This is a genomic window from Frankia sp. AgB1.9 (assembly GCF_016786355.1).
GTDB lineage: Bacteria > Actinomycetota > Actinomycetes > Frankiales > Frankiaceae > Pseudofrankia.
The window spans coordinates 1-22,431 of sequence record NZ_JADWYX010000142.1; the positions used below are offsets into that span (position 1 = coordinate 1).

The 22,431-nt window shown below is 71.6% G+C and carries 7 protein-coding genes and 1 pseudogene; all 8 read right to left on the reverse strand.

What is annotated here, in order from left to right; translation table 11 throughout:
- Positions 1-3,375 (reverse strand): annotated as a pseudogene (locus I6A60_RS43205) (beta-ketoacyl synthase N-terminal-like domain-containing protein); the annotation flags it as partial.
- 97 nt (positions 3,376-3,472) lie between these two features.
- Complete coding sequence (locus tag I6A60_RS35775; protein ID WP_203022117.1) at positions 3,473-4,591, reverse strand: alpha/beta hydrolase; 1,119 nt, start codon at positions 4,589-4,591, stop codon at positions 3,473-3,475.
- Positions 4,588-5,448: a 2-oxo acid dehydrogenase subunit E2 gene (locus I6A60_RS35780; protein ID WP_307874034.1), complete on the reverse strand. Its 861-nt coding sequence runs from the start codon at positions 5,446-5,448 to the stop codon at positions 4,588-4,590. The genes I6A60_RS35775 and I6A60_RS35780 overlap by 4 nt, the downstream gene beginning before the upstream one ends.
- Complete coding sequence (locus I6A60_RS42335) at positions 5,445-5,672, reverse strand: acyl carrier protein (protein ID WP_238436943.1); 228 nt, start codon at positions 5,670-5,672, stop codon at positions 5,445-5,447. The genes I6A60_RS35780 and I6A60_RS42335 overlap by 4 nt, the downstream gene beginning before the upstream one ends.
- Positions 5,669-7,570, reverse strand: a complete 1,902-nt coding sequence (locus I6A60_RS35785; protein WP_374113485.1) for an HAD-IIIC family phosphatase — start codon at positions 7,568-7,570, stop codon at positions 5,669-5,671. The genes I6A60_RS42335 and I6A60_RS35785 overlap by 4 nt, the downstream gene beginning before the upstream one ends.
- A 104-nt stretch (positions 7,571-7,674) precedes the next feature.
- A complete protein-coding gene (locus tag I6A60_RS35790; protein WP_203022115.1) occupies positions 7,675-8,706 on the reverse strand; it encodes a 3-oxoacyl-ACP synthase III family protein in 1,032 nt (343 codons plus the stop codon).
- A 279-nt stretch (positions 8,707-8,985) separates the two neighbouring features.
- Positions 8,986-14,934, reverse strand: a complete 5,949-nt coding sequence (locus I6A60_RS43210; RefSeq protein WP_203042692.1) for a type I polyketide synthase — start codon at positions 14,932-14,934, stop codon at positions 8,986-8,988.
- Positions 14,935-14,973: 39 nt separating this feature from the next.
- Positions 14,974-22,431: type I polyketide synthase (locus I6A60_RS35800; protein WP_203042693.1), on the reverse strand; the 7,458-nt coding region annotated here is incomplete at its 5' end.

The following is a 22,431-nucleotide window of genomic DNA, read 5'->3' on the forward strand; positions in this document are numbered from 1 at the left end:
GGTGGTGGGTGTGGTGGTGAGGTGGGCGGTGGCGTGTTGGGTCCAGTGGTGGTCGGGGGTGTGGGTGTGGATGGTGGCGGTGTGGTGGCCGGGGGTGGGGGTGGGGGTGGGTTCGGTGGTCAGGTGGATGGTGGTGGTGTGGTTCGTCGGGATGGTGAGGGGGGTTTCGAGGGTGATTTCGTGGATGGTGAGGTGTTCGTTTTCGGTGGTGAGGTGGTTGGCGGTGTGCAGGAGCATGTCGAGGTATGCGGTGGCGGGGAGGAGGGGGGTGTTCTGGATGGTGTGGTGGGTGAGCCAGGTCTGCTGTGTGGGGTTGAGGGTGCCGGTGAGGATGAGGCCGCCGGTGGGCGTGTGGGTGAGGGTGGTCAGGAGCGGGTGTGTGGTGGTGTGAATGGCTGGCCGGGGTGGGCTGGTGAGCCAGTGGCGGTGGTGTTGGAAGGGGTAGGTGGGCAGGGCGTCGGGGTGTGCGGGGTTTCTGCGGGTGCCGTTCTGGTCGGCGTTCTGGTCGGTGTTGTGGGTGCTGTTTTCTGGCTGGCTGTTCGGGCTGTCCTGGTCGTTGTTCGGGGTGGTGGTGGGGGTTTTCCAGGTGGGGCTGTGGCCGACGGTGTGCAGGGTGTGCAGAAGGGTGGTGTGGGTGCGGTCGGGGTCGTGCGCGGGGTGCAGGGTGTGTAGCGCGGTCGCGTGCGGGTGGTGGTGGCGGGTGAGCGCGGTCAGGGTCGTGTCGGGCCCGATCTCCAGATAGGTCGTGACCTGGTGACCGGCGTCCAGATGAGCGAGGGTCTGGGAGAAGTAGACCGGCTCACGGATGTGCCGGACCCAGTGGCCGGGGTCCTGGAACTGCTCGGGGGTCGGATGACCAGTCCCGGTCGTGGAGACCAGCGGAACACGCGGCGCACCGAAGGTCACACTCTCCACGGTCCGACGGAAATCCACGAGGACCGGCTCGGTATGCCGACTGTGAAAAGCATGACTGACCGTCAGGGGTCGGGCTCGGCGGCCGTGCCGGGTCCAGTGGTCGGTCAGGGTGGCGAGGGTGTCGGGGTTCCCTGCCAGGACGAGGTGGGTGGGAGTGTTGACCGCTGCGACGTCGAGGCCGGTCAGGTCGAGGCCGTGGTCCTCGGCGAACTCACGCAGCTGGGGAATGTCAGCCGGGAGGTGCGGCAGTGCGGTGGTGTCGAGCGGAGCCGGGAGGGTGAAGGCGGCCATCGAACCGGGTGTCGTGACGGCGTCCATCAGCGCCGCCCGCGCCGCGACCAGCCTCACCGCGTCGGGCTGCGTGAGGATACCGGCGGCATGCGCCGCGCTGACCTCGCCGATCGAATGACCGGCCACCAGATCAGGAGTGATGCCCTGAGACGCAAGGAGACGAGCGAGCGCCGTCTGCAAAACGAACAGCGCCGGCTGCGTATAGACCGTCCTGTGGATCAGCGTCCCCTCGTCGAACAGAATCGACCGCAACGACACCGGAAGATAACCGTCGAACAGACCACACACCTCATCGACAACCTCACGAAACACCCGATACCTACGATAATGATCCGCCCCCATACCCGGATACTGACTCCCCTGACCCGAATACAAGAACACCAACCGCGGCCGACCCGACACCACACCGGTAGTGATCCGCTCACCGCGGTCACCCGCCGCGAGGACAGCCAGATCGGCGGCGAGAGTCGCTAGACCACCGGCGGGAGAAGCTAGACCACCGACAGTGGACCCGGCCGGATCGGCGGCGTTCTCGCCAGGTGCCTGTTCAAAGGCGATAACAGCCCGATGCTCGAAGGTCGGTTTCCGGGCAAGGGCGCGGGCTAGCCCCCGCGAGTCGACGTCAGGATGCTCGCCAAGATGGACGTGGAGGTTACGCGCCTGCGCGCGCAACGCAGCCTCGGTCCTCGCCGACAGGAGAACCGGATGTTCCGGCAGATCCACCTCCCCCGGCACTCCGTCACCCACACTGTGACCCGCACCGTCACCCGCACTGTTTCCGGTGCCGTTTTCAGGGGTCCCGGGTTGGGCGTCGCCCTTCAGCGTGGGAGGCTGTTCGAGGATCAGATGAGAATTGGTGCCACTAATCCCGAAAGCAGAGACAGCCGCACGCCGCGGCTGGTCGTGATCAGGCCACGGAGTAGCGGCGGCCAGTAGTCGGATGTTGCCGGTGGTCCAGTCGACGTGCCGGCTCGGGGTAGCCAGGTGCAGGCTGCGAGGAAGACGACGATACTCCAGCGCCTTCACCATCTTGATTATCCCGGCAACACCCGCCGCAGCCTGCGTATGCCCAATGTTCGACTTCACCGACCCCAACCACAGCGGCCGGTCGTCAGGACGGTTACGACCGTAGGTCGCCAGCAGCGCCTGAGCCTCAATCGGATCACCCAACGTCGTCCCCGTACCATGCGCCTCAACAACGTCGACATCACGACTCGTCAGACCCGCATTGACCAGAGCCTGACGAATCACACGTTCCTGCGACGGACCATTAGGCGCGGTCAGACCATTGGACGCCCCATCCTGGTTGACAGCCGACCCACGGATCACGGCGAGGACATGGTGGCCGTTGCGCTGGGCATTTGAGAGCCGTTCCAGAACGAGGAGACCAGCGCCTTCGGACCAGGCGGTGCCATCCGCGTCGTCGGCGAACGACTTGCACCGGCCGTCCCGCGCCAGGCCGCGTTGCCGGCTGAACTCCACGAAGGAGTTGGGGGTGGCCATGACACTGACGCCGCCGGCGAGCGCCAGCGAACACTCGCCGGTCCGCAGCGCCTGGCAGGCGAGGTGCACGGCGACCAGCGACGACGAGCAGGCGGTGTCGATGGTGATCGCGGGGCCTTCGAGGCCGAAGGTGTAGGCGAGGCGGCCGGAGGCGATGCTGGGGGCGCTGCCGCTACCGAGGTAGCCCTCGAAGCCGTCAGGGGCGGGTCGTAGCCGGGCGGCGTAGTCGTCGTACATCACGCCGGCGAACACGCCGGTGTCGCTCCCGCGGAGAGCAGCCGGGTCGAGGCCGGCGCGTTCGATGGCCTCCCAGGCGGTTTCGAGGAGGAGACGCTGCTGCGGGTCCATCGCGAGGGCCTCACGACGACTGATCCCGAAGAAGTCGGGGTCGAACTGGTCGGCGTCGTGCAGGAAACCGCCCTGGGTCACGTAGGTCGTTCCCGGGTGGTCGGGATCGGGGTCGTAGAGCTCCTCGAGGTTCCAGTCACGGTTCGACGGGAACTCCCCGATCGCGTCTACACCCTCAGAGACCAGCCGCCACAGTCCCTCCGGCGACGACACCCCACCGGGAAACCGACACCCCATCCCCACAATCGCCACCGGCTCGGACCGCTCGTCCTCCAGCTCCGTCAGGCGGGCACGGGTCTGGCGCAGGTCGGTCGTGGCACGCTTGAGGTAGTCGCGGAGCCTGTCCTCGGAACTCATCGAAGCCGGACCTCCTGTAAGCCGTCAGTGGGTGGGCGCGGGCCTGTGGGTGGACTGGTCAGCGGGCGGCGCGCGACGCGGACCCGGCCCGGGACACGAGGCGTCGCCGGCGACCCACCCCCCGACGAAGGCCGGCGAGCAGCCGGGGACGCAGTCCGTGGTCCCCGGACAGCCGCAGGAGCGACTCCACGATCCACAGCCGGGACTCCAGGACATGACCGGGAGATCCGTGCACGTCGTCGTGCTCGAGGACGTGCAGGTCGCGGACATGCTGTCTCAGCAGCGCGAGATCCATCGGTGGTATGACCTCGTCGCGCAGGCTGGCGAGGTAACGGACCGGGATGTCGAGCGCGGCCAGCTCGGAGTCGTCCAGCGCCCACGACGGCAGTTCCTCGTGAAGCAGCGTGTCCGCAGGTGCGCCGGTGAGATGTGTGAGCGTGTCGACGGTGACCCGCGGAAGCCGCCGCTGCCAGGCCTGGTCGGTGAAGAACTCGCGTATCGGGGCTCCGGCCGTCACGACGGCCCGCACCCGCGCGTCCTTCGTCGCGCAGCGCAGCGCCAGATGCCCGCTGAAACTCAACGCGAGCGCGATGGTCTGGTCGGCTCTGGCCCGGTCCGCCACCGCGTCCATCACCGCCGGATACAACCGCCAGCTCTCCCGGCTGTAGCCGCTGGTGTTCTCGCCGACTCCCGGCATCTCGGTGACCACCACCGCGAGTCCGAGCCGGTCGGCGAACCGCATGGTCGGTGCCCACTGTTCCTTGGTGCTGATCACACCGCCGGTGATGATCAACAGTGGGCGTGGCTCGGCGGCCGAGAGCCCCGTCGCCCAGGCGCGGAACCGCTCGTCCCCTGCGCCGATCTCCAGCGGCTCGACGCCGGGCAGGCCGCGGCGCCACTGGTCGAAGACCTGGACGCAGCGATCCTGGGCGCGCCGACGGGCGGGCCCGTCCACGAACGGGAAACGCGCCATCGTGTAGTGACGGCAGGCCTCCAGCAGCCGTCCCCGCTCCTCAAGACGCTCCCCGGCGGCGCTCCATACGGCGGCCCAGGAGGTCGGGGAGTCGTCGGCGTCGTCGCGGATACGTCCGAGCACCGGCCGGTAGTCCGACGGGCGCAGACCCTGCGCCTCAGCATGCACGGAGACGAACCGCTTCAGCTCGGCGACGTCGTTCACGACCGCGCTCCGTCCCCGGCTTCGCTGCCGGCCAGCGCGCCGTCGCCGGCGGCGAGCAGGCCGAGACGGCCCGCGCCGAGTACCTCACTGCTAGTGCCCGCGCCGGGATCGAACCGTTCCAGGCTGTCCCGGATCTCGGTCAGCACGTCGGCGGCCTCGGCGCCGTCGATGACCCGATGGTCGAACGCGAGGTTCAGCCGCACCGTCGGCGCGACCACGATGGCGCCCCCCCGGACGACCGGCCGGGCGACGATACGCCCGATGCCGAGGGTGACGGTGGTTCCACCGACCGAGTGGAAGCCGTCGACGGCGCGATGACCCAGGGAGGTCACCGCGACGGTGCCGAGCGCCGAGGGCCGCCGGGACAGCGACCGTACAAAGAACCGGTAGGCCAGCCGGCCCACGACGGCGGGAAGCCGCTGGAGCCGCCGAACGTGCTCGAACTCGGGCATCTGGTCGGCGTCCCCGTCGCGGAAGTGCTCGACCTGGCCCTGGATCTCGGCGAGATCGGCGAGCTGCGCCCGTGGGAGCACCGCCGAGAGGGTTACCCTTTCCCCGGCCATCCGCTTGTCGAGGGCGATCTTCACGTTCACATCCGGGCTGACCGCGACGTACGGCCGGTGCCTGCCGCGCAGGGCTGCGTTGGCCTGCGGATGGTCGGCGAGCACGCGGGCGGCGCAGTGGACGACGTAGCTGACGACCGAGTAGCGGGTGCCGGCGGCGCGGCTGGCGGCGCGGTGCTTCTCGACCTGGGTCATGTCGACCTCGGTGTCGAGGAACACCGGCGCGAACCCGCGGATCTCGTCGAGGAAGTAGAAGGTCTGCAGTCGACGTGGGCTCAGTGGGCGGATGGTCACGCCGCCACCGCCAGCTGGTAGACGTGCTGCAGGCTGGGCGCCTCCAGCAGGTCCGGCATCGGGATCATCCGGCCGGTCCGCCGTTCCAAGGCCATCATCAGGGCCAGTAGATGTACCGAGTCCCAGCCCGGCACGCTGTCGAACCCGCTGGCGAGGTCGGCCCGGCTGATCGACAGGCCGATCTCGTCTCGGACGAGGCCCATGAAGTCCTCGATGGTGATCATCCCTTGGTCCTCTCGGCGCTGGGGGCTATGCGGACGTGCGCGGGCGGGTCCGGGATGTCTGCGAGCGGATGGCGAAAGACCCGTTCCGTCTGCCCGGGTGGCGTCGTCTCGGCGAATCCGTTGCGTGGGTAAAAGTCGGCGACCTTGCCGTTCTTCGAGGTCGGCCGGTAGCGCGCGACCACCTCCGCCGCGCCGTCGCGGCGGGCGGCCGCGAGCACCGAGGCGAGGCAGGCCAGTTCGATGCCGCGGCTGAACACGCGGCAGCTGAGCAGGAAATTGTCGATCTCGAGCGCCGTGGGGCCGCGCCGCAGGAAGATCGCACCGACGAGGCCGTTCTCGCCGAAACGGTCCGAGCTGTGGATGGCCAGGACCTCGGCGTCCGGGGCGTCGACCAGCTCCTGGACCTGATGACGAGCGAGCCGTTCGGTGGTCAGGTTGAACTGGTTGGTACGCAGGGTGAGCTGCGAGACCCGAGGTACGTCCGCCGGAACCACCGGGGCGAGCCGGACCTGGACGTCCAGCTCGCGCAGGTAGTCGGCCAGCGATTCGAACGAGCGCAGGAAATCGGTGCGCTCTTGCTCCTCCCGGTAGCGCGCGGGCCGGGCGCGGTCCTCCGCGGTGACGTCGATGACGTCGAACCAACCGTCCCGCAGCAGGTTCGTGACATGCAGGGCAGGCTCGGCTGTGACCTCGACGACGGCCACCTCGGGCAGCGCGCGGCGCACCAGCCCGCATTCGAAGGAACTGTCGTCGACGAAGACGATGCTTTCGAGGCCGATATTCAGGCCGTCCGCGAGCTCTCGAAGGTTGTCGTGCTTGGGACGCCAGTTCGCGATGACCCGGACGAAGTCGTCCTCGCGCAGCGACATCCGGTCGTCGCCGCGCAGCACCGCGCGCACCGGCTCCAGGTCGTTCTTGCTGACCGCGGCCAGGAGCACGCCCTGCCCGGCGAGTTGGCGCGCCGCGCACTGGAACGCGCGGAACGCCTCACCCCGATAGCCGTCGGACACCTCGATGCCCTCGGGGCCGACCTCCCCCAGGACCCCGCCCCACACGGTGTTGTCGAGGTCGAGCGCGAGGCATTTCTTCGTGCGCCCGGTGATGTGCCGGGCGAGATGACCGAGCTCGACCGCGAGGCGCGCGAGAAGCTCGGGTGACAGGTGCGCCCGTGCGTAGGTGCTCAGCCGCGGTTCGGCCGCAGGGATGCCCTCGGCGATGAGCGCGTCCAGATCGATGACGACGACGCCGGTGTGCTCGTCGACCGTGCGCAGCAGTCGGGCGTTCGCCTCCCGCCACACCGCGCTCAGCCGGGCCCGTGACCGGTGGTCGACGAGTTGCACGAGCCGGGTACGCGGCAGCGGCAGGGTCGTGAGTACCAGCGTTCCCGAGGAATGGGCGCAGAACCGGGCCGTGAGCGCCCGCAGCAGGTCCACCTCCTCGGCGAGGACCCGCTCGACGTCGGCGGCCCCCCACGACGGCGGCAGCTTGTCGAACACGACTTCCGCGTCGAGCGCGCACACCGCGAGGCCCGCGCCGGCACGGTGCAGCTCGCTGTCCGGCTCGGCGAGCTCCTGGACATAGGAGCCGAAGTCGGTCTGCACAGGCCGCAGCAGCAGCCCATGCCGGGCGAGCTCCCCAGCGAGCGGCGCGACGAGCCCGGTCAGCGTGCCCGAGCCGGTCACCGCGACGGTCACCGTCGGGGTGACCGGATGGCGGGCGAGCACCGCGTCGACGTCGAGGCCGGCGAGCAGGCGGCCGGCGCGCGCCAGCTCGGTCCCGGTCATCGTGGCCAGCAGGCCGCGGACTCGGGGGTAGTGCTCGACGAGTAGCCCGGCCCGGTGTAGCTCCCCGAAGTCGGCGGCGGACCCATCGGTAGCCGTTCCCGAACGATCTGTCATCGTGGCGGCGTCGTCCCTCTCGGCCGGTCCGGCTGTCGTGCCGCGATCCGTGGCCGGTGCCGGAGCGGCGGCGGCATCCGGCCGCGCGGTGAGCTCGGCCACGGTCAGACCCTCTCCAGCGCGAATCCAGCCTTGATCCACTTGCTGGACTCCACCGCGATGCCGATCGCACGGTCGCCGGTGACCATCCTCGGCAGCGTCCGTTCCAGCTGGAGGAACGGCAGGGCGTTGCCGGTGTTGCCGGTCTCCTCGACGCAGGTGATCTCCTCGGCGGTGGGCAGGCCCAGCTGCTCGACGATCCGCGCGGTCATCCGGCCCGAAAGCTGCGGCGGCAGAAGGTAGTCCACGTCTGTCTCGGCCCAGCCCAGGTGGTCGAGCAGTTCCTTGCCGATCTCGGTCGCCATCGCTGGGACCGACTGCTCGATGGCCTTGTAGTCCTCGCTCAGCGCCGGCCGACCGGGCTTCAGCTCGGCCGCGCCGAACCACTCGATGATCTGGCCGGGAGCGCGGTTCAGGCCGGTCAGCCGGTTCAGGACGTGCCGGAGCACGCTCGTGCCCGGCACCGGATCGGTGGTGAGCACGGCGGCACCGGCGCCGTCGCCGAACAGGACGACGTTGACGAGCTGGGCCGGCGGCAGGTCGCGGAGGTCCACGCCCAGGTCGAAGTGCTTCGCGCAGACGTCGCCGCCGAGCACGAGCGCGTTTCGGTAGCCACCCGTCCGCAGCAGTCGCATCCCGATGTCGAGCGCGGCCACCGCCCCCGAGCATCCGGACTGGAGCTGGTAGGTCGAAATGCCGTCGATCCCCAGCCGTTCGGCGATCATGTTGACGGTGGCTGGCATCAGCATGTCCGGAGTGGCCGTGGCCAGCACCATCACGTCGATCTCGTCGGCGGTCACTCCGGCGGCGGCGAGCGCCCGCCGCCCGGCGATCTCGCCCAGGTCCGCGAGCGTGGAGAGCACCTCGCCGCTGTCCAGGTTCACCGCCAGGTGCCGAGTCCTGGTCCCGACGAAGGCGTCCACCCACTGCTCCCACATCGGCTCCATGCCGAATCTCCGGGCGAGGGCCGCGTTGTCGACCGGTGGGCCGGGCAGCGCCGAATGGGCCGACAGGATGCGTACATCCGTGGTGTCCATGTGATCCCTCCTGTATGTCCCCATGCACTCGGCGGTGGACCGGGTCGTGGGTGCCCTGGTGGGACAGCCGCCAGAATCGATGGTGAGGAGGAGCCCTAAAGCGGCTCTTACTGGTCGGCCCCGTGCCGGCATCGCCGCCGCACGCGTCGCGGCCGCCGCACGCGTCGCGGTCGCCTCCCGGCGGCCCGTCGCCGGCCGATGCCCCGCGGGTGTGGCCGCGGTGGGCCGTCATCGCCGCGGGGCGGGCGATGCCACGGGTGGGCGCTGGCGAAGGCCGGGTCAGCGCCCGCGCAGCTCCCTGTCGAGCACGCCGAACAACTCGTCGTCCGTGATGCCGGTCAGGTCGTCGTCTGCGGGCGCGGCCGTTGCGGAGGCGCTGGCATCGCCGGCACGCAGCGCCCGCAGGAGACCCTCCAGCCGGGCGACGACCTCGGCCGGCCGCGCCCGACGGGGCTCGCCACGGTCGGTGTTCCCGGCCCATGCCGAGACGGCCGCCTCCAACCGGTCCAGCTCGGCGAGCAACGCCGCGCCCGGATCCGCCGCGTCAGGGGCCAGCCGGCGCAGCAACTCCCGCGCGATGGCCTCGGTCGTCGGATAGTCGAACGCCAGGCTGCTGGGCAGCCTCAGCCCAGCGGCGGCGCCGAGACGTTCCCGCAGCTCGACCGCCATCAGCGAGTCGAGCCCGAGGTCCACCAGACCGCGCCGAGTGTCGAGGGCGGTGGGTTCGGCCACCGCCAGCACCGCGGCGACCTCGGCGCCGACATACTCGACCATCCGCTGGTGGCGGTCCGCGGGCGCCGCGTCGGCTACCAGCCGCACGAGCGCCGCCGTCCGCCCCGCGGCCCGAGCTCCTGGCGCGGCGCCGGAACCGGCGTCGTCCACGGCCGGCCCGGCGGAGCGTGACGCTGGCACCTGCACGAGCGGGCGGAGCATCGGGGACAGCGTGCCCCTCCGGGCGGCGACACCCAGCATGCCCGTGTCCAGCCGAGCGGCGACGACCACGGGCTCGTTGGCGACGAGAGCGTCGTCGAACATCGCCAGTGCCTGCTCGGCCGGCATCGGGGCGATGCCGGAACGCGCGACCCGGGTCAGCCCCGCGGGCGTCAGGCGGCCCCCCATGCCCTCGCCGTCCCAAAGACCCCACGCTATGGACACGGCGGGTAGGCCCACAGCCTGGCGGTGCCGCGCGAGCGCGTCGAGCGCCGCGTTGGCCGCCGCGTAGTTCGCCTGGCCCGCGTTGCCGAGCGTCCCCGCGACCGAGGAGAACAGAACGAAAGTACGCAGCGCCGGATGGCCCGCTGCGGTCAGGTCATGCAGGTGCCAGGCAGCGTCGACCTTCGGGCATAGCACCGCGTCGAGCTGCGCGTCGGTCATCGCGGCGACCGTCGCGTCGGCGAGAACGCCCGCGGCGTGCACCACCGCGGTGAGCGGATGTGTGGCCGGGACGGCCGCGAGCAGGCCGGCCAGTGCCGCCCGGTCACCGAGGTCGCAAGCGCTGATTCGCACCGAGGCGCCGGCGGTCTCCAGCCGGGCCCGGAGGTCGGCCGCGCCCGGTGCGGCCGGGCCCTGGCGGCTGACGAGGTGCAGATGGCGGGCACCGTGACGCTCGGCCAGGTGCCGCGCCACCATCGCGCCGAGCGCCCCGGTGCCGCCGGTCACCAGCACTGTCCCGTCCGGGTCGAGGATGGCACGCTGGCCGTCGGGCGTGGCGGGCCGTTGGGATGTCGCGGCCTCGTTGGCGGACGTGCTCACAGCCCGCGGTGGGGGCATCGGAACGAGGCGTGGCTCCAGCAGCTGTCCGCCTCGGACCGCCAACTGGGCGGGCCAACCGCCGGCGGCTCCCGTCAGCGTGGCTCTCCCGGTGACCGCCGCGAAGGGGACTTCCCCATCGGTGTCGAGCAGGCCGAACCGGCCGGGATGCTCCGCGGCGGCGGACCGGATCAGTCCCCATACCGCCGCCGCGTCGGGCCGGACAGGTTCCCCGCCGACGCTGACCGCGCCGCGCGTCACCACCAACAGCTGGGAGTCGGCCAGCTCCTCGCCGGCCGCCCAGGAACGTGCGGCATCGAGCACCCGCCCGAGGACGGCCCGTAGGTCGGCCGGACCGGGGAGTGGCGCGTCCATGAGTGAGGTGTCCTGTGGCGCCGAGCCGCCGATGGTCGACAGCAGGACCGTCGCCGGAGCGGGGCGGCCCGCGCCGACCGCCCGGCGCAGCGCGTCCAGGTCAGGGTGCACGGTCAGCCCGGCCAGGCCCGGCACCGGCCAGCCGACCGCCACCACCTCGCGCGCGGCCCGCGCCGTGTCCGGCCCGGTGGCATCCGGCCCGGCCCCGCCCGTCGCGGCCGGCGCCCACTCCACTCGGTGCAGCGGCGCGTCGACGGCAAGCCCGAGCTGTGACGCTGACGCGGTCCGGGTCACCAGCGACTCGATGTGCAGCACCGGGGCACCGTCCGCGTCGAAGGCGGTGACCGTGAAGGTGTCATCACCCGCTTCGCGCAGGCTCACCCGCAGTTCACGCGCGCCCGTCGTGAACAACGTGACGCCGCGGGCGGCGACCGGTACGCGGACCTGCCCGGCCGGCGCCGGCGAGACGGCAAGGGAGGCGTGGAACGCCGCGTCGAGCAACGTCGGATGAAGGCCGTACCCGGAGACATCGCCGTGTTGGCCGGCAGGCAGCGCGAGCCGCGAGTGGACGCCGGCGGCGCTCTTCCATGCCTCCAGCACCCCTTGGAAGGCGTCGCCGTAGTGGTATCCCCGCAGCGTGAGATCGTCGTAGAGGCCGCGGACGTCGACGACGGTGGCGTCGCCGGGCAACCACGCCCCATCCGACGGCGGCGGCGCGGCCGCGCCTCGGGCACCACGCCCGGCGTCACCGACGGCTCCGTCGCCGAGCCGGTCGGCGGGCCGGTCCGTGGGGCCGTCGGACGTGAGCGACGCCGTGGCGTGCCGGACCCAGCGGCCATCCGCCGAACGCGTGTGGATGTCGAGCCGGGCACGCCCGGCCTCGTCGCGGGGACTCGCCGCCAGGTGGATCGTCGTGCCGCGGGCGACCACCAGCGGGCGTTCGAAGCCGATCTCCTCGACGTGGTCGACGCCGATGAGGTCGGCGGCGTGCAGGGCGAGGTCGATCAGGGCGCTGGCGGGGAGGAGAGGCGTGTTCTGGATGGTGTGGTCGGTGAGCCAGGTCTGCTGTGTGGGGTTGAGGGTGCCGGTGAGGATCAGACCGCCTGTGGGCGTGTAAATGGTGTGATCGATGAGGGGGTGCTGGTCGGGTTCGGTGGTTCGGGTGTTTCGGCTGGTGAGCCAGTGGCGGTGGTGTTGGAAGGGGTAGGTGGGCAGGGCGTCGGGGTGTGCGGGGTTTCTGCGGGTGCCGTTCTGGTCGGCGTTCTGGTCGGTGTTGTGGGTGCTGTTTTCTGGCTGGCTGTTCGGGCTGTCCTGGTCGTTGTTCGGGGTGGTGGTGGGGGTTTTCCAGGTGGGGCTGTGGCCGACGGTGTGCAGGGTGTGCAGAAGGGTGGTGTGGGTGCGGTCGGGGTCGTGCGCGGGGTGCAGGGTGTGTAGCGCGGTCGCGTGCGGGTGGTGGTGGCGGGTGAGCGCGGTCAGGGTCGTGTCGGGCCCGATCTCCAGATAGGTCGTGACCTGGTGACCGGCGTCCAGATGAGCGAGGGTCTGGGAGAAGTAGACCGGCTCACGGATGTGCCGGACCCAGTGGCCGGGGTCCTGGAACTGCTCGGGGGTCGGATGACCAGTCCCGGTCGTGGAGACCAGCGGAACACGCGGCGCACCGAAGGTCACACTCTCCACGGTCCGACGGAAATCCACGAGGACCGGCTCGGTATGCCGACTGTGAAAAGCATGACTGACCGTCAACGGACGGACCCGTCCGCCCCGCCCAGCCCAGTGACCGGCCACAACAGCCAGGACATCGGGATCCCCGGCCAGCACCACCTGAGTCGGCGTGTTGACCGCCGCGACATCCAGCGTCGCGAGGTCGACACCATGAACCTCACCGAGCTCCCGCAGCTCGGGAATGTCCACCCCGACACGAGGCAGCACCGCCGAATCGAGTGCGGTAGGCAAGGTGAACGCACTCATCCCACCCGGCGTCGCCACCGCGTCCATCAACGCCGCCCGCGCCGCGACCAGCCTCACCGCGTCATCGAGCGTGAAGACACCAGCCGTATACCCGGCACTGACCTCACCGATCGAATGACCAGCCACCAGATCAGGAGCGATGCCCTGAGACGCAAGGAGACGAACGAGCGCCGTCTGCAGAGTAAACAGCGCCGGCTGGGTGTAGACCGTCCGATGAATCAACGGCCCGTCGTCGAACAGAACACTACGCAAAGGCACCGGCAGGTGACGGTCAAAAAGCGCACAGATCTCATCGACGGCGTCCCGGAACACCCCGAAACCCCGATAATGACCCACCCCCATCCCCGGATACTGACCCCCCTGACCAGAAAACAGAAACACCAACCGCGGCCGAACCGGCACCACACCAGACACCACCCGCCCACCACGCCCACCAGCAGCCAACGCGGCGAGATCCCCAGGAAGAACACCCAAACCACGGGCGCCACCCTCCCGAACCGACTGCTCAAAACCGACAACAGCCCGATACTCGAAGACCGGCTTCCCCGCGAGCACGACCGCGAGCTCCCCCGGATCGACGTCAGGATGCTCCACCAGATAGGCGTGAAGACCACCCGCCCGCGCACGCAACGCCCCCTCCACCCTCCCCGACAACAAGATCGGCAACTCCGGCAGATCCACCAGTCCCGCGTCGTCCGCGCTGGCTCCAGTGCTGCCTTTCGAGATGCTGTCGTCCGAGAGGGGGATCTGGGCTGGAGGCTGCTCGAGGATCAGATGGGCGTTAGTACCACTGATCCCGAACGAGGAGACCGCGGCGCGACGGGGGTGGCCGGGACTGGGCCAGGAAGCAGGGGCGGTGAGCAGCCGGACATTGCCCGCGGTCCAGTCGACATGCCGGCTCGGCGCAGCCACATGCAAGGTGCGCGGAAGATGCCGGTACTCCAGCGCCTTGACCATCTTGATAATCCCGGCGACACCCGCCGCCGCCTGCGTATGACCGAGGTTTGACTTCACCGACCCGAGCCACAGCGGACGATCAGGATCACGGTCCTGGCCATACGTCGCGAGAAGAGCCTGTGCCTCGATCGGATCACCCAGCGTCGTGCCCGTCCCATGCGCCTCGACGGCGTCGATGTCACGGCCGGCCAGACCGGCGTTGACCAGAGCCTGACGGATCACGCGTTCCTGGGACGGGCCGTTCGGCGCGGTCAGGCCGTTGGATGCCCCGTCCTGGTTGACGGCCGACCCACGGATGACGGCATGGATGTGATGGCCGTGGCGTCGGGCGTCGGACAGTAGCTCCAGGACCAGGACTCCAACACCTTCGGAGAACCCAGTGCCGTCGGCGCCGTCGGCGAACGCCTTGCACCGGCCGTCCGGCGCAAGGCCTCGCTGCCGGCTGAACTCCACGAACAGACTCGGGCTTGGCATGACAGAGACGCCACCAGCGAGCGCGAGTGCGCACTCGCCGGCCCGCAGCGCCTGGGCGGCCAGATGTATGGCAACCAGCGACGAGGAGCACGCCGTGTCCACCGTCACCGCCGGACCCTCGAAACCGAACGTGTACGCCACCCGGCCTGACGCGACGCTGGTGGTGTTGCCCGTCAGCAGGTATCCGGCGGACTCCCTGGCGCGGTCACCCGCCCGGTCGGCGTAGCCCTGGGCGATCACACCGGCGAACACACCGGTGTCGCTCCCGCGGAGAGCAGCCGGGTCGAGGCCGGCGCGTTCGATGGCCTCCCACGCCGTTTCAAGAAGGAGACGCTGCTGCGGATCCATCGCGAGAGCCTCACGACGACTGATCCCGAAGAACTCCGGATCGAACAGATCAGCGTCATAAAGAAAACCACCCCGGGTCACATACGTCGTACCCAGGTGATCAGGATCGGGATCGTAGAGTTCTTCGAGGTCCCACTCACGGTTCGACGGGAACTCCCCGATCGCGTCCACACCATCGCGGACCAGCCGCCACAACCCCTCCGGCGACGACACCCCACCAGGAAACCGACACCCCATCCCCACAATCGCCACCGGCTCCAGCCGGGCGGCTTCGAGCTCCCGTAGCCGTCCACGGGTGACCTGCAGGTCCGTGGTGACCCGCTTGAGGTAGTCGCGAAGCTTCTGCTCATTGGACATGTCGCGGCAACGCCTCCGAGACGTGGGTTCGGTCGCGGGCTACGAGGAGCCGAGTTCGTTGTCGATCAATTCGAAGATCTCGTCGTCCGTCGCGGCTCCGAGATCGGCGACCGACGCGAGGTGCTCAGCGGCACGCCGCTGGTCGACCGCCTGGATCAGCGCCCGGGCCCGGCTGACGACGACGTCCAGCGCCTCGTCCGGTTCTTGGCCGCCGTCGAGCGATGCCCGTAGCCGGTCGATCTCGGTGGCCAGCGTCACCTCGGGACGGCGCTCGGGCACTGCCTGCTGGCGGAGGTGCTCGGCGATCGCCGCCGGGGTCGGGTGGTCAAACACCAGCGTCGCGGGCAGCCGCAGGCCGGTCGTGTTGGTCAGCCGATTGCGGAGTTCGATAGCCGTAAGCGAGTCGAAGCCAAGATCCTTGAACGACCGGTCCGCGAGGACGTCGCTCGCCGTCGAGTGACCGAGCACGGTCGCGACCACTCCGCGGACGAGGTCCAGCAGTTCCTGAACCTGCTGGCTGTGCGGCAGCCCTGCGAGCCGGTCGGTGAGCGACCTTGCGCCACGCCTGGCGAGGGCGGCGCCGGTACGGCGCGACGACCCCGCCGGGACCAGCCGGCGCAGGATCTCGGGCAGCTCCGGGCCGACCGCGCGCATCCGGTTCACGTCGAGCGTCGCGGCGACGACCACGGGGCGGTCATCGCGCAGCGCCGCGTCGAACATTGCCAGCCCCTCGCCGTCGGCGAGCGGCGCGGTGCCGGCCTGCGCGAGCCGGGCCAGATCCGCGTCGCTGAGGTGACGTGTCATCTCGCTGGACCGCGCCCACAGGCCCCACCCGATGGACGTCGCGGGCAGACCGAGCGCGCCACGGTGCTCCGCGAGGGCGTCGAGGAATGTGTTCGCCGCGGCGTAGCCGGCCTGGCCGGGATTGCCCAGGATGCCGGCCAGCGAGGAGAACAGCACGAACGATGACAGGTCGAGGTCGCGTGTCAGCTCGTGCAGGTTCCAGGCCGCATCGACCTTCGGGCGTAGCACCGCGTCCACCTGGTCGGCGTTCAGCGTGCCGAGCAGCCCGTCGTCGATGACGCCGGCGGCGTGGACGACCGAGGTCAGCGGCCTGGCGGGGTCGATGCCGGCGAGCGTGGCCGCGAGCGCCTCCCGGTCCGCCGCGTCGCATCGCGCGAACGACACCTCGGCACCGGCGGACCTGAGCTCCGCCGCCAGCTCGGCCGCGCCCGGCGCCTCCTCCCCCCGGCGACTGGCCAGGACCAGGCTGCGGACGCCATGCTCGGCGACCAGGTGCCGGGCGACGAGGCCGCCGAGCAGGCCACTCGCGCCGGTTACCAGAGTGGTCCCGCGACGGTCCGGTGGCGTCGGCACCCGCAGCGCGATCTTCCCAACGTGCCGGGCCTGGCTGAGGTGCCGGAAGGCGGCCGGCGAGCGGCGGATGTCCCAGGCGGACGTCGGCATCGGCCACAGCGCACCCTGGTCGAACAGTTCGCGCAGCTCCTCGAGCATCTGTCCGACCCGCTCCGGGCCGGCGTCGAGGATGTCGAAGGCCTGGTACCGCACGCCCGGCTGGGCCGCGGCCACCTCCCGCTCGGCACGGATGTCGGTCTTGCCCATCTCGAGGAACCGACCGCCGGGAGGCAGCAGCCGCAGTGAGGCGTCGACGTACTCGCGGGCAAGCGAGTTGAGGACGACGTCGATGCCACGGCCGCCGGTCGCACGCCGGAAGTGCTCCTCGAACGAGAGGGACCGGGAGTCGCCACGATGGCTCTCGTCGAAGCCCATCCCTGCCAGCACGTCCTGCTTGCCGGGGCTCGCCGTGCCGTAGACGTCGGCGCCCAGATGCCGGGCGAGCTGGGTGGATGCCATGCCGACCCCGCCGGTGGCGGCGTGGACGAGCAGCGTTTCGCCCGCGCGCAGCCCAGCCAGGTCGACGAGCCCGTAGTAGGCGGTGAGGTAGACGACCGGGACTCCGGCGGCCTGCGCAAGGGTGAGACCGCGCGGCACGTGCGCCAGCAGCCGGCGGTCCGCGATCGCGACCGGTCCGATGCCGGTGCCGAACAGACCCATCACTCGATCGCCTGCCTCGATCCCGGTGACCCCGGGCCCGACCTCCAACACGATCCCGGCGCCCTCGCCCACCGGGGGACGCTCGTCGTCCGGCACCATCCCCAGCGCGAGCAGGACGTCCCGGAAGTTCAGGCCGCCCGCGCGCACCGCGACCCTGACCTCACCCGGCCCCAGTGGCCGTTCCACCTCGGGGGCCGCGGTCAGCGCGAGGCTGTCGAGCTCGCCCCGGATCGTCATCGACAGCCGCCAGGGGCCGTCGTCCGGTGGGGTCAGCACGTCGCTGGGGGACGTGCCGCCCCGGCTCACCGCGGGGACGAGCGCGCTGCCCGCCCGTAGCCTGAACTCGCCGCGGGCCGCGTCGATCGTCACCGCCAGGCGTGCCGTGCTCGCCAGCCGGCCGTCGGTGTCGACCTGGGCGATCCGGTCCGGGTACTCGTTGCGCGCTACCCGGAGCAAGCCGGTCAGCGTGGACTGCTCAAGCGAGGCGTCGGTGACGACCGTCAGCGGGGTGTCCACGAGCCTCGGGTCGGCCAGGTACGCCTGGATCTCGGCGAGCGTCGCGACGGCGAGCGCGCGTGCCCACGCGCCGACGCCCGGTGCCTCGCCGTCCGGGGCCTCGCCGTCCGGGGCCTCGCCGTCCGGGGCCTCGGTGGCATCCGGTCGGGGTCCGGTCCCGGCGATGGGTACGTGCGGTCTGCCGACCGCCTCGGACGGTGGCAGGAGCACGAGACGGCCGGGCACGGCCGCGCCGCCGTCGAGCGCCGCGCGCAGCGCCGCGAGGTCGGGATGCCCATCGACCCGGATCCCGGCCTCGGCGAGCGCGGCGGCGACCGGCTCCCGTGGGTGGCGCGGCCCGACCAGCGCCCAGACCTTCCCGGCCAGGCCGTCTGGGCCCTTCCCAGCGTTCCCGTCCTGCCGACCGTTCGGCTCGCCGTCGCGCTGACCGCGGGTCTCGGCAGCGGAGTGGCCCGGCTGGCTGCCGAGGCCGTCACCGAGGTCCGCCGGCTCCCACTCGAGGCCGAGCAGCGAACGTCGCTGCTCCGCGGGCCGAAGCTGCCCGGGGCTGGCGGCCCGGGTCACGAGCGTGTCGACGACGGCCACCGGGGCGCCGTCCTCGCCGGTCACCACCATGGCGAGCGTGTCGGGTCCGGTCTGGCGGATCCGTGCCCGCACCGCCTCGACGCCCTCGGCCAGCACGTCCACACCGGTCCACGAGAACGGCAGCCGAGGCAGCGTGGACTCGTCGTCGATCAGAGCCAGCACGTGCAGGCAGGCGTCGAGCAGAGCGGGGTGGACACCGAAACCAGCTGTCTGGGTGCCCGGCGCCAGCGCAGCCTCGACGAAGAGGTCCGGCCCGTCCCGCCAGGCGGCGCGCAGACCATGGAACACCTCGCCGTAGGCGTAGCCGCGCTCCGCGAGCTCCGGGTACGCGTCCGCCACCGCGATCGGCTCGGCCCCGGGCGGCGGCCAGCTGGCCGGCAGCGGCCACGTCTCCGCGGCGGAGGGCCCGGTGCGGGCCGCACCGCTGAGGGTGCCGCTGGCGTGCCGTGTCCAGGCCCCGCCCTCCTCGTCGGCCGCTGTGCCGGCGACGGCCACGCGGGAGTGCAGCGTCAGCGGCCGGCGGCCCTGCTCGTCCTGGGCGCCGACGAGCAGTTGCAGCTCGACCCGCGCCGTGCCGGGAAGCACCAGCGGTGCCTCCAGCGTCAGCTCCTCGATGTGCGGGCAGTCGGCCACTCGGCCGGCGTGAGCGGCCAGATCCACCACGGCCGTGCCAGGCAGCAGCGCGGTTCCCGACAGGGCGTGATCGGCCAACCAGGGGTGCGTGGCCAGCGACAGGACGCCGGTGAACACCAGCGCGCCGCCGTCGGCGGTACCCAAGGCCGCGCCGAGCAGGGGGTGCTCGGCCTGGCGCAGCCCGAGGCTCGCGGCATCCCCGGCGCCCGTCGGCCCTTCGAGCCAGTACCGACGTCGCTGGAACGGATACGTCGGAAGATCGACGGGACGGGAGGCATCCGGCAGGAACGGGGTCCAGTCGACGGGGCGGCCCGCCGTCCCGACCGTGGCGAGCGAGACGAGGAAGCGTCCGAGACCGCCGTCGTCGCGGCGCAGCGACTCGACGACGACGGCGCCGGGCGCCGCGGCCCGCCCGGGGGTGCCGGGGGCGTGCGCGCCGGCGGCCACGCCCACCGTGCCGGCGTCGTCGAGCGTCTCCTGGATCGACATCGTCAGCACCGGATGCGGGCTGCTCTCCACGAAGGCGCGGTAGCCGTCGCGCACGAGCGCCCGGGTGGCATCGGTGAACCGCACGGTCGTGCGCAGGTTGCGCAGCCAGTAGGCGGGGGTCAGGTCGCCGGTGTCCAGGAGGTCGCCGGTGACGGTCGAGTAGAAGGCGACGTCGGTGGAGCGGGGGGTCACACCCGCGAGCGCGTCGAGCACGGACTCGCTCAGCGCGTCGACCTGGGCCGAGTGCGAGGCGTAGTCGACGGATATCCGCCGGGCGCGAACGCCGTCCGCCTCGCAGCGGCCGACCACCAGGTCGAGTGCCTCCGGCGTGCCCGAGACAACTGTGCTGGTCGGGCCGTTCACCGCGGCGACGGCCAGCACTCGGTCAGCGGCCGGTCCGTTCGCGCCCGGCAGCGAGTCCAACACCGAGTCCAACAGCGCGCTGACCGCGTCGGCGGGCAGCGCGACGGCGACCATGCCGCCGCGGCCGGCCAGCGACCGGCGGATCGCTTGAGCGCGCAGCGCCACGATCCGGGCGGAGTCAGCCAGGCTTAGAGCGCCCGCAACGTACGCGGCGGCGATCTCGCCCTGCGAGTGGCCAACCACCGCGTCCGGCTCGACGCCGGCAGAGCGCCACAGCTCGGCCAGGCCGATCATGACGGCCCACAGCGCTGGCTGGACGACGTCAACCTCCAGCGGGGCCGAGGCCTCAGGCTCGCCGCGCAGCACGTCCAGCACCGACCAGCCTGTGTAGGGAGCCAGCGCGGCGTCACACCTGGCGAGTTGCTCGCGAAAGACCGTCGACTGCGCCAGCAGATCCACCGCCATGCCCTGCCACTGCGAGCCCTGGCCCGGGAACACGAACACCACGCGGCCGGACGAGCCACCGACCCCGGTCACCAGGTTCGGCGCCGTGCCGCCGGCGGCGAGCGCCGACAGCCCGGCGAGAGCCTCCCGCTGGTCGTGTGCGACGACAACCGCCCGGTGCTCCAGCGACGGGCGTGCCGACCCGAGCGCGGCCGCGACGTCGCCCGTCCGCGCGGAGTGCTGGTCGGGGCCTGCGAACAACGCGGCCAGCCGGTCGGCGGACGCCGCCAGCGCCGCCGCGCCGCGGGCGGACAGGAGCAGCGGGACGGGCGTCGCGGTCGTTCCGGCGGTCGTCGCACCAGCGGCGTCGCGGGCGTCAGTGCCCGTGCTCGACGTCGTCTCCACGTCGGCGGTTGCAACCGCGTCGCGCTCGGGGCTCGGCGCGGCTGGCTCCCCGACCACCGAACCGGAGGCCGGCCGCGACCGCGCGTCCTGAACGAGGACGTCGGGTGCCTGCTCCACCAGCACGTGCGCGTTCGTGCCGCTGATCCCGAACGAGGACACGCCGGCCCGCCGCGGCCGGTCGACGGCCGGCCAGGGGACCGCGTCGGTGAGGAGCTCCACCGCGCCGGAGTCCCAGTCGACCCGAGGCGTCGGGGCGTCGACATGCAGGGTCCGTGGTAGCCGGCCGTGCCGCATCGCCATGACCATCTTGATGATCCCGGCGACGCCGGCGGCGGCCTGGGTATGCCCGATGTTGGACTTGACCGAACCGAGGAGGAGGGGCCGGTCGTCCGGCCGGTCCTGGCCGTAGGTGGCCAACAGCGCAGTCGCCTCGATCGGGTCGCCCAGCGTCGTGCCCGTGCCGTGGGCCTCGACGGCGTCGACATCCGCCGCGGCGAGGCCGGCGTCCGCCAGCGCCCGCCGGATGACCCGCTCCTGGGCGGGTCCGTTCGGCGCGGTCAGACCGTTGCTCGCCCCGTCCTGGTTCACCGCGCTGCCACGGATCAGCCCGAGAACCTGATGGCCCCGCCGGCGGGCGTCGGAGAGCCGCTCGAGCAGGATCAGCGCGGCGCCCTCGCCCCAGCCGGTGCCGTCCGCCCCGGCGGCGAAGGACTTGCACCGGCCGTCCGGCGCCAGCCCACGCTGCCGGCTGAACTCGACGAAGGTCGTGGGGGTGGACATGACCGTGACGCCGCCGGCGAGCGCGAGCGAGCACTCGCCCCGACGCAGCGACTGCGCGGCCAGGTGCAGGGCGACCAGGGACGAGGAACAGGCGGTGTCGACGCTGACCGCCGGCCCCTCGAGGCCGAACGTGTAGGCGAGCCGGCCGGTCACCACGCTGCCGGTGTTACCGGTGGACAGGTATCCCTCATACTCCTCGGGCACCTGGCGCAGCCGACTGGCGTAGTCGTTGTACATCACGCCGGCGAAGACGGCGGTCTGGCTGCCGCGCAGCCCCAGCGGGTCCAGGCCGGCACGCTCGAACGCCTCCCAGGCGATCTCCAACAGGATCCGCTGCTGCGGGTCGGTCGCCATCGCCTCGCGCGGGCTCAGGCCGAACAGCTCCGGGTCGAACTGGTCGGCGTCGCGCAGGAAGCCGCCCACCCGGGCGTGGGACCGGCCCGGCGTGTCCGGATCGTCGTCGAAGAGGTTGTCGAGGTCCCAGCCGCGGTTGTCGGGGAAGCCGCCCATGGCGTCCTGGCCTCGTTCCACGAGGCGCCACAGATCCTCTGGAGACTCCACTCCGCCGGGGTACCGGCAGGCCATGCCTACGATCGCGATCGGCTCGTCGACCGGGACGTCCGCGCCGCGGCCACCAGCACCGCCGATCGTCGCGGCGGGCATCGGACCGGACAGCCGGTCACCGAGGTGCGCCGCGAGCCGGTCGGGGCTGGGATAGTCGAAGACCAGACCGGTCGGCAGCCGCAGGCCGGTGAGCTCCGCGAGCTTGTTGCGCAGCTCGACGGTCGCCATCGAGTCGAACCCGAGCTCGGTGAACGGACGGTCGGGTCTGATCGCGTCCACGGACGGATGCGCGAGCACCGTGGCCACCTCGGCGCGTACCAGCTCCAGCAGCATCTGCCCACGCACGGCCGCCGGGGCGGCGGCGAATCGCGCGGCGAACGCCGTCGTCTCCGGCAGGGCCTCGAGGTCTGACCTGGCCACGCGACGTCGAGCGGCCCGCGCGGGAGACGACGGGACCAACCGGCGGAGGATCGCCGGCACGGTGGGCAGGCGACGCAGCGCGCGCAGGTCCAGGGCCAGCGGGGCCAAAATCGGCCGGCCGTCCCGCAGGGCGGCGTCCAGCAGCGCGAGACCCTCCTCGACGGAGAACGGGATCACCCCGGACCGGGCGAGGCGTGCGTGGTCGGTGGTGGTGAGGGTGTG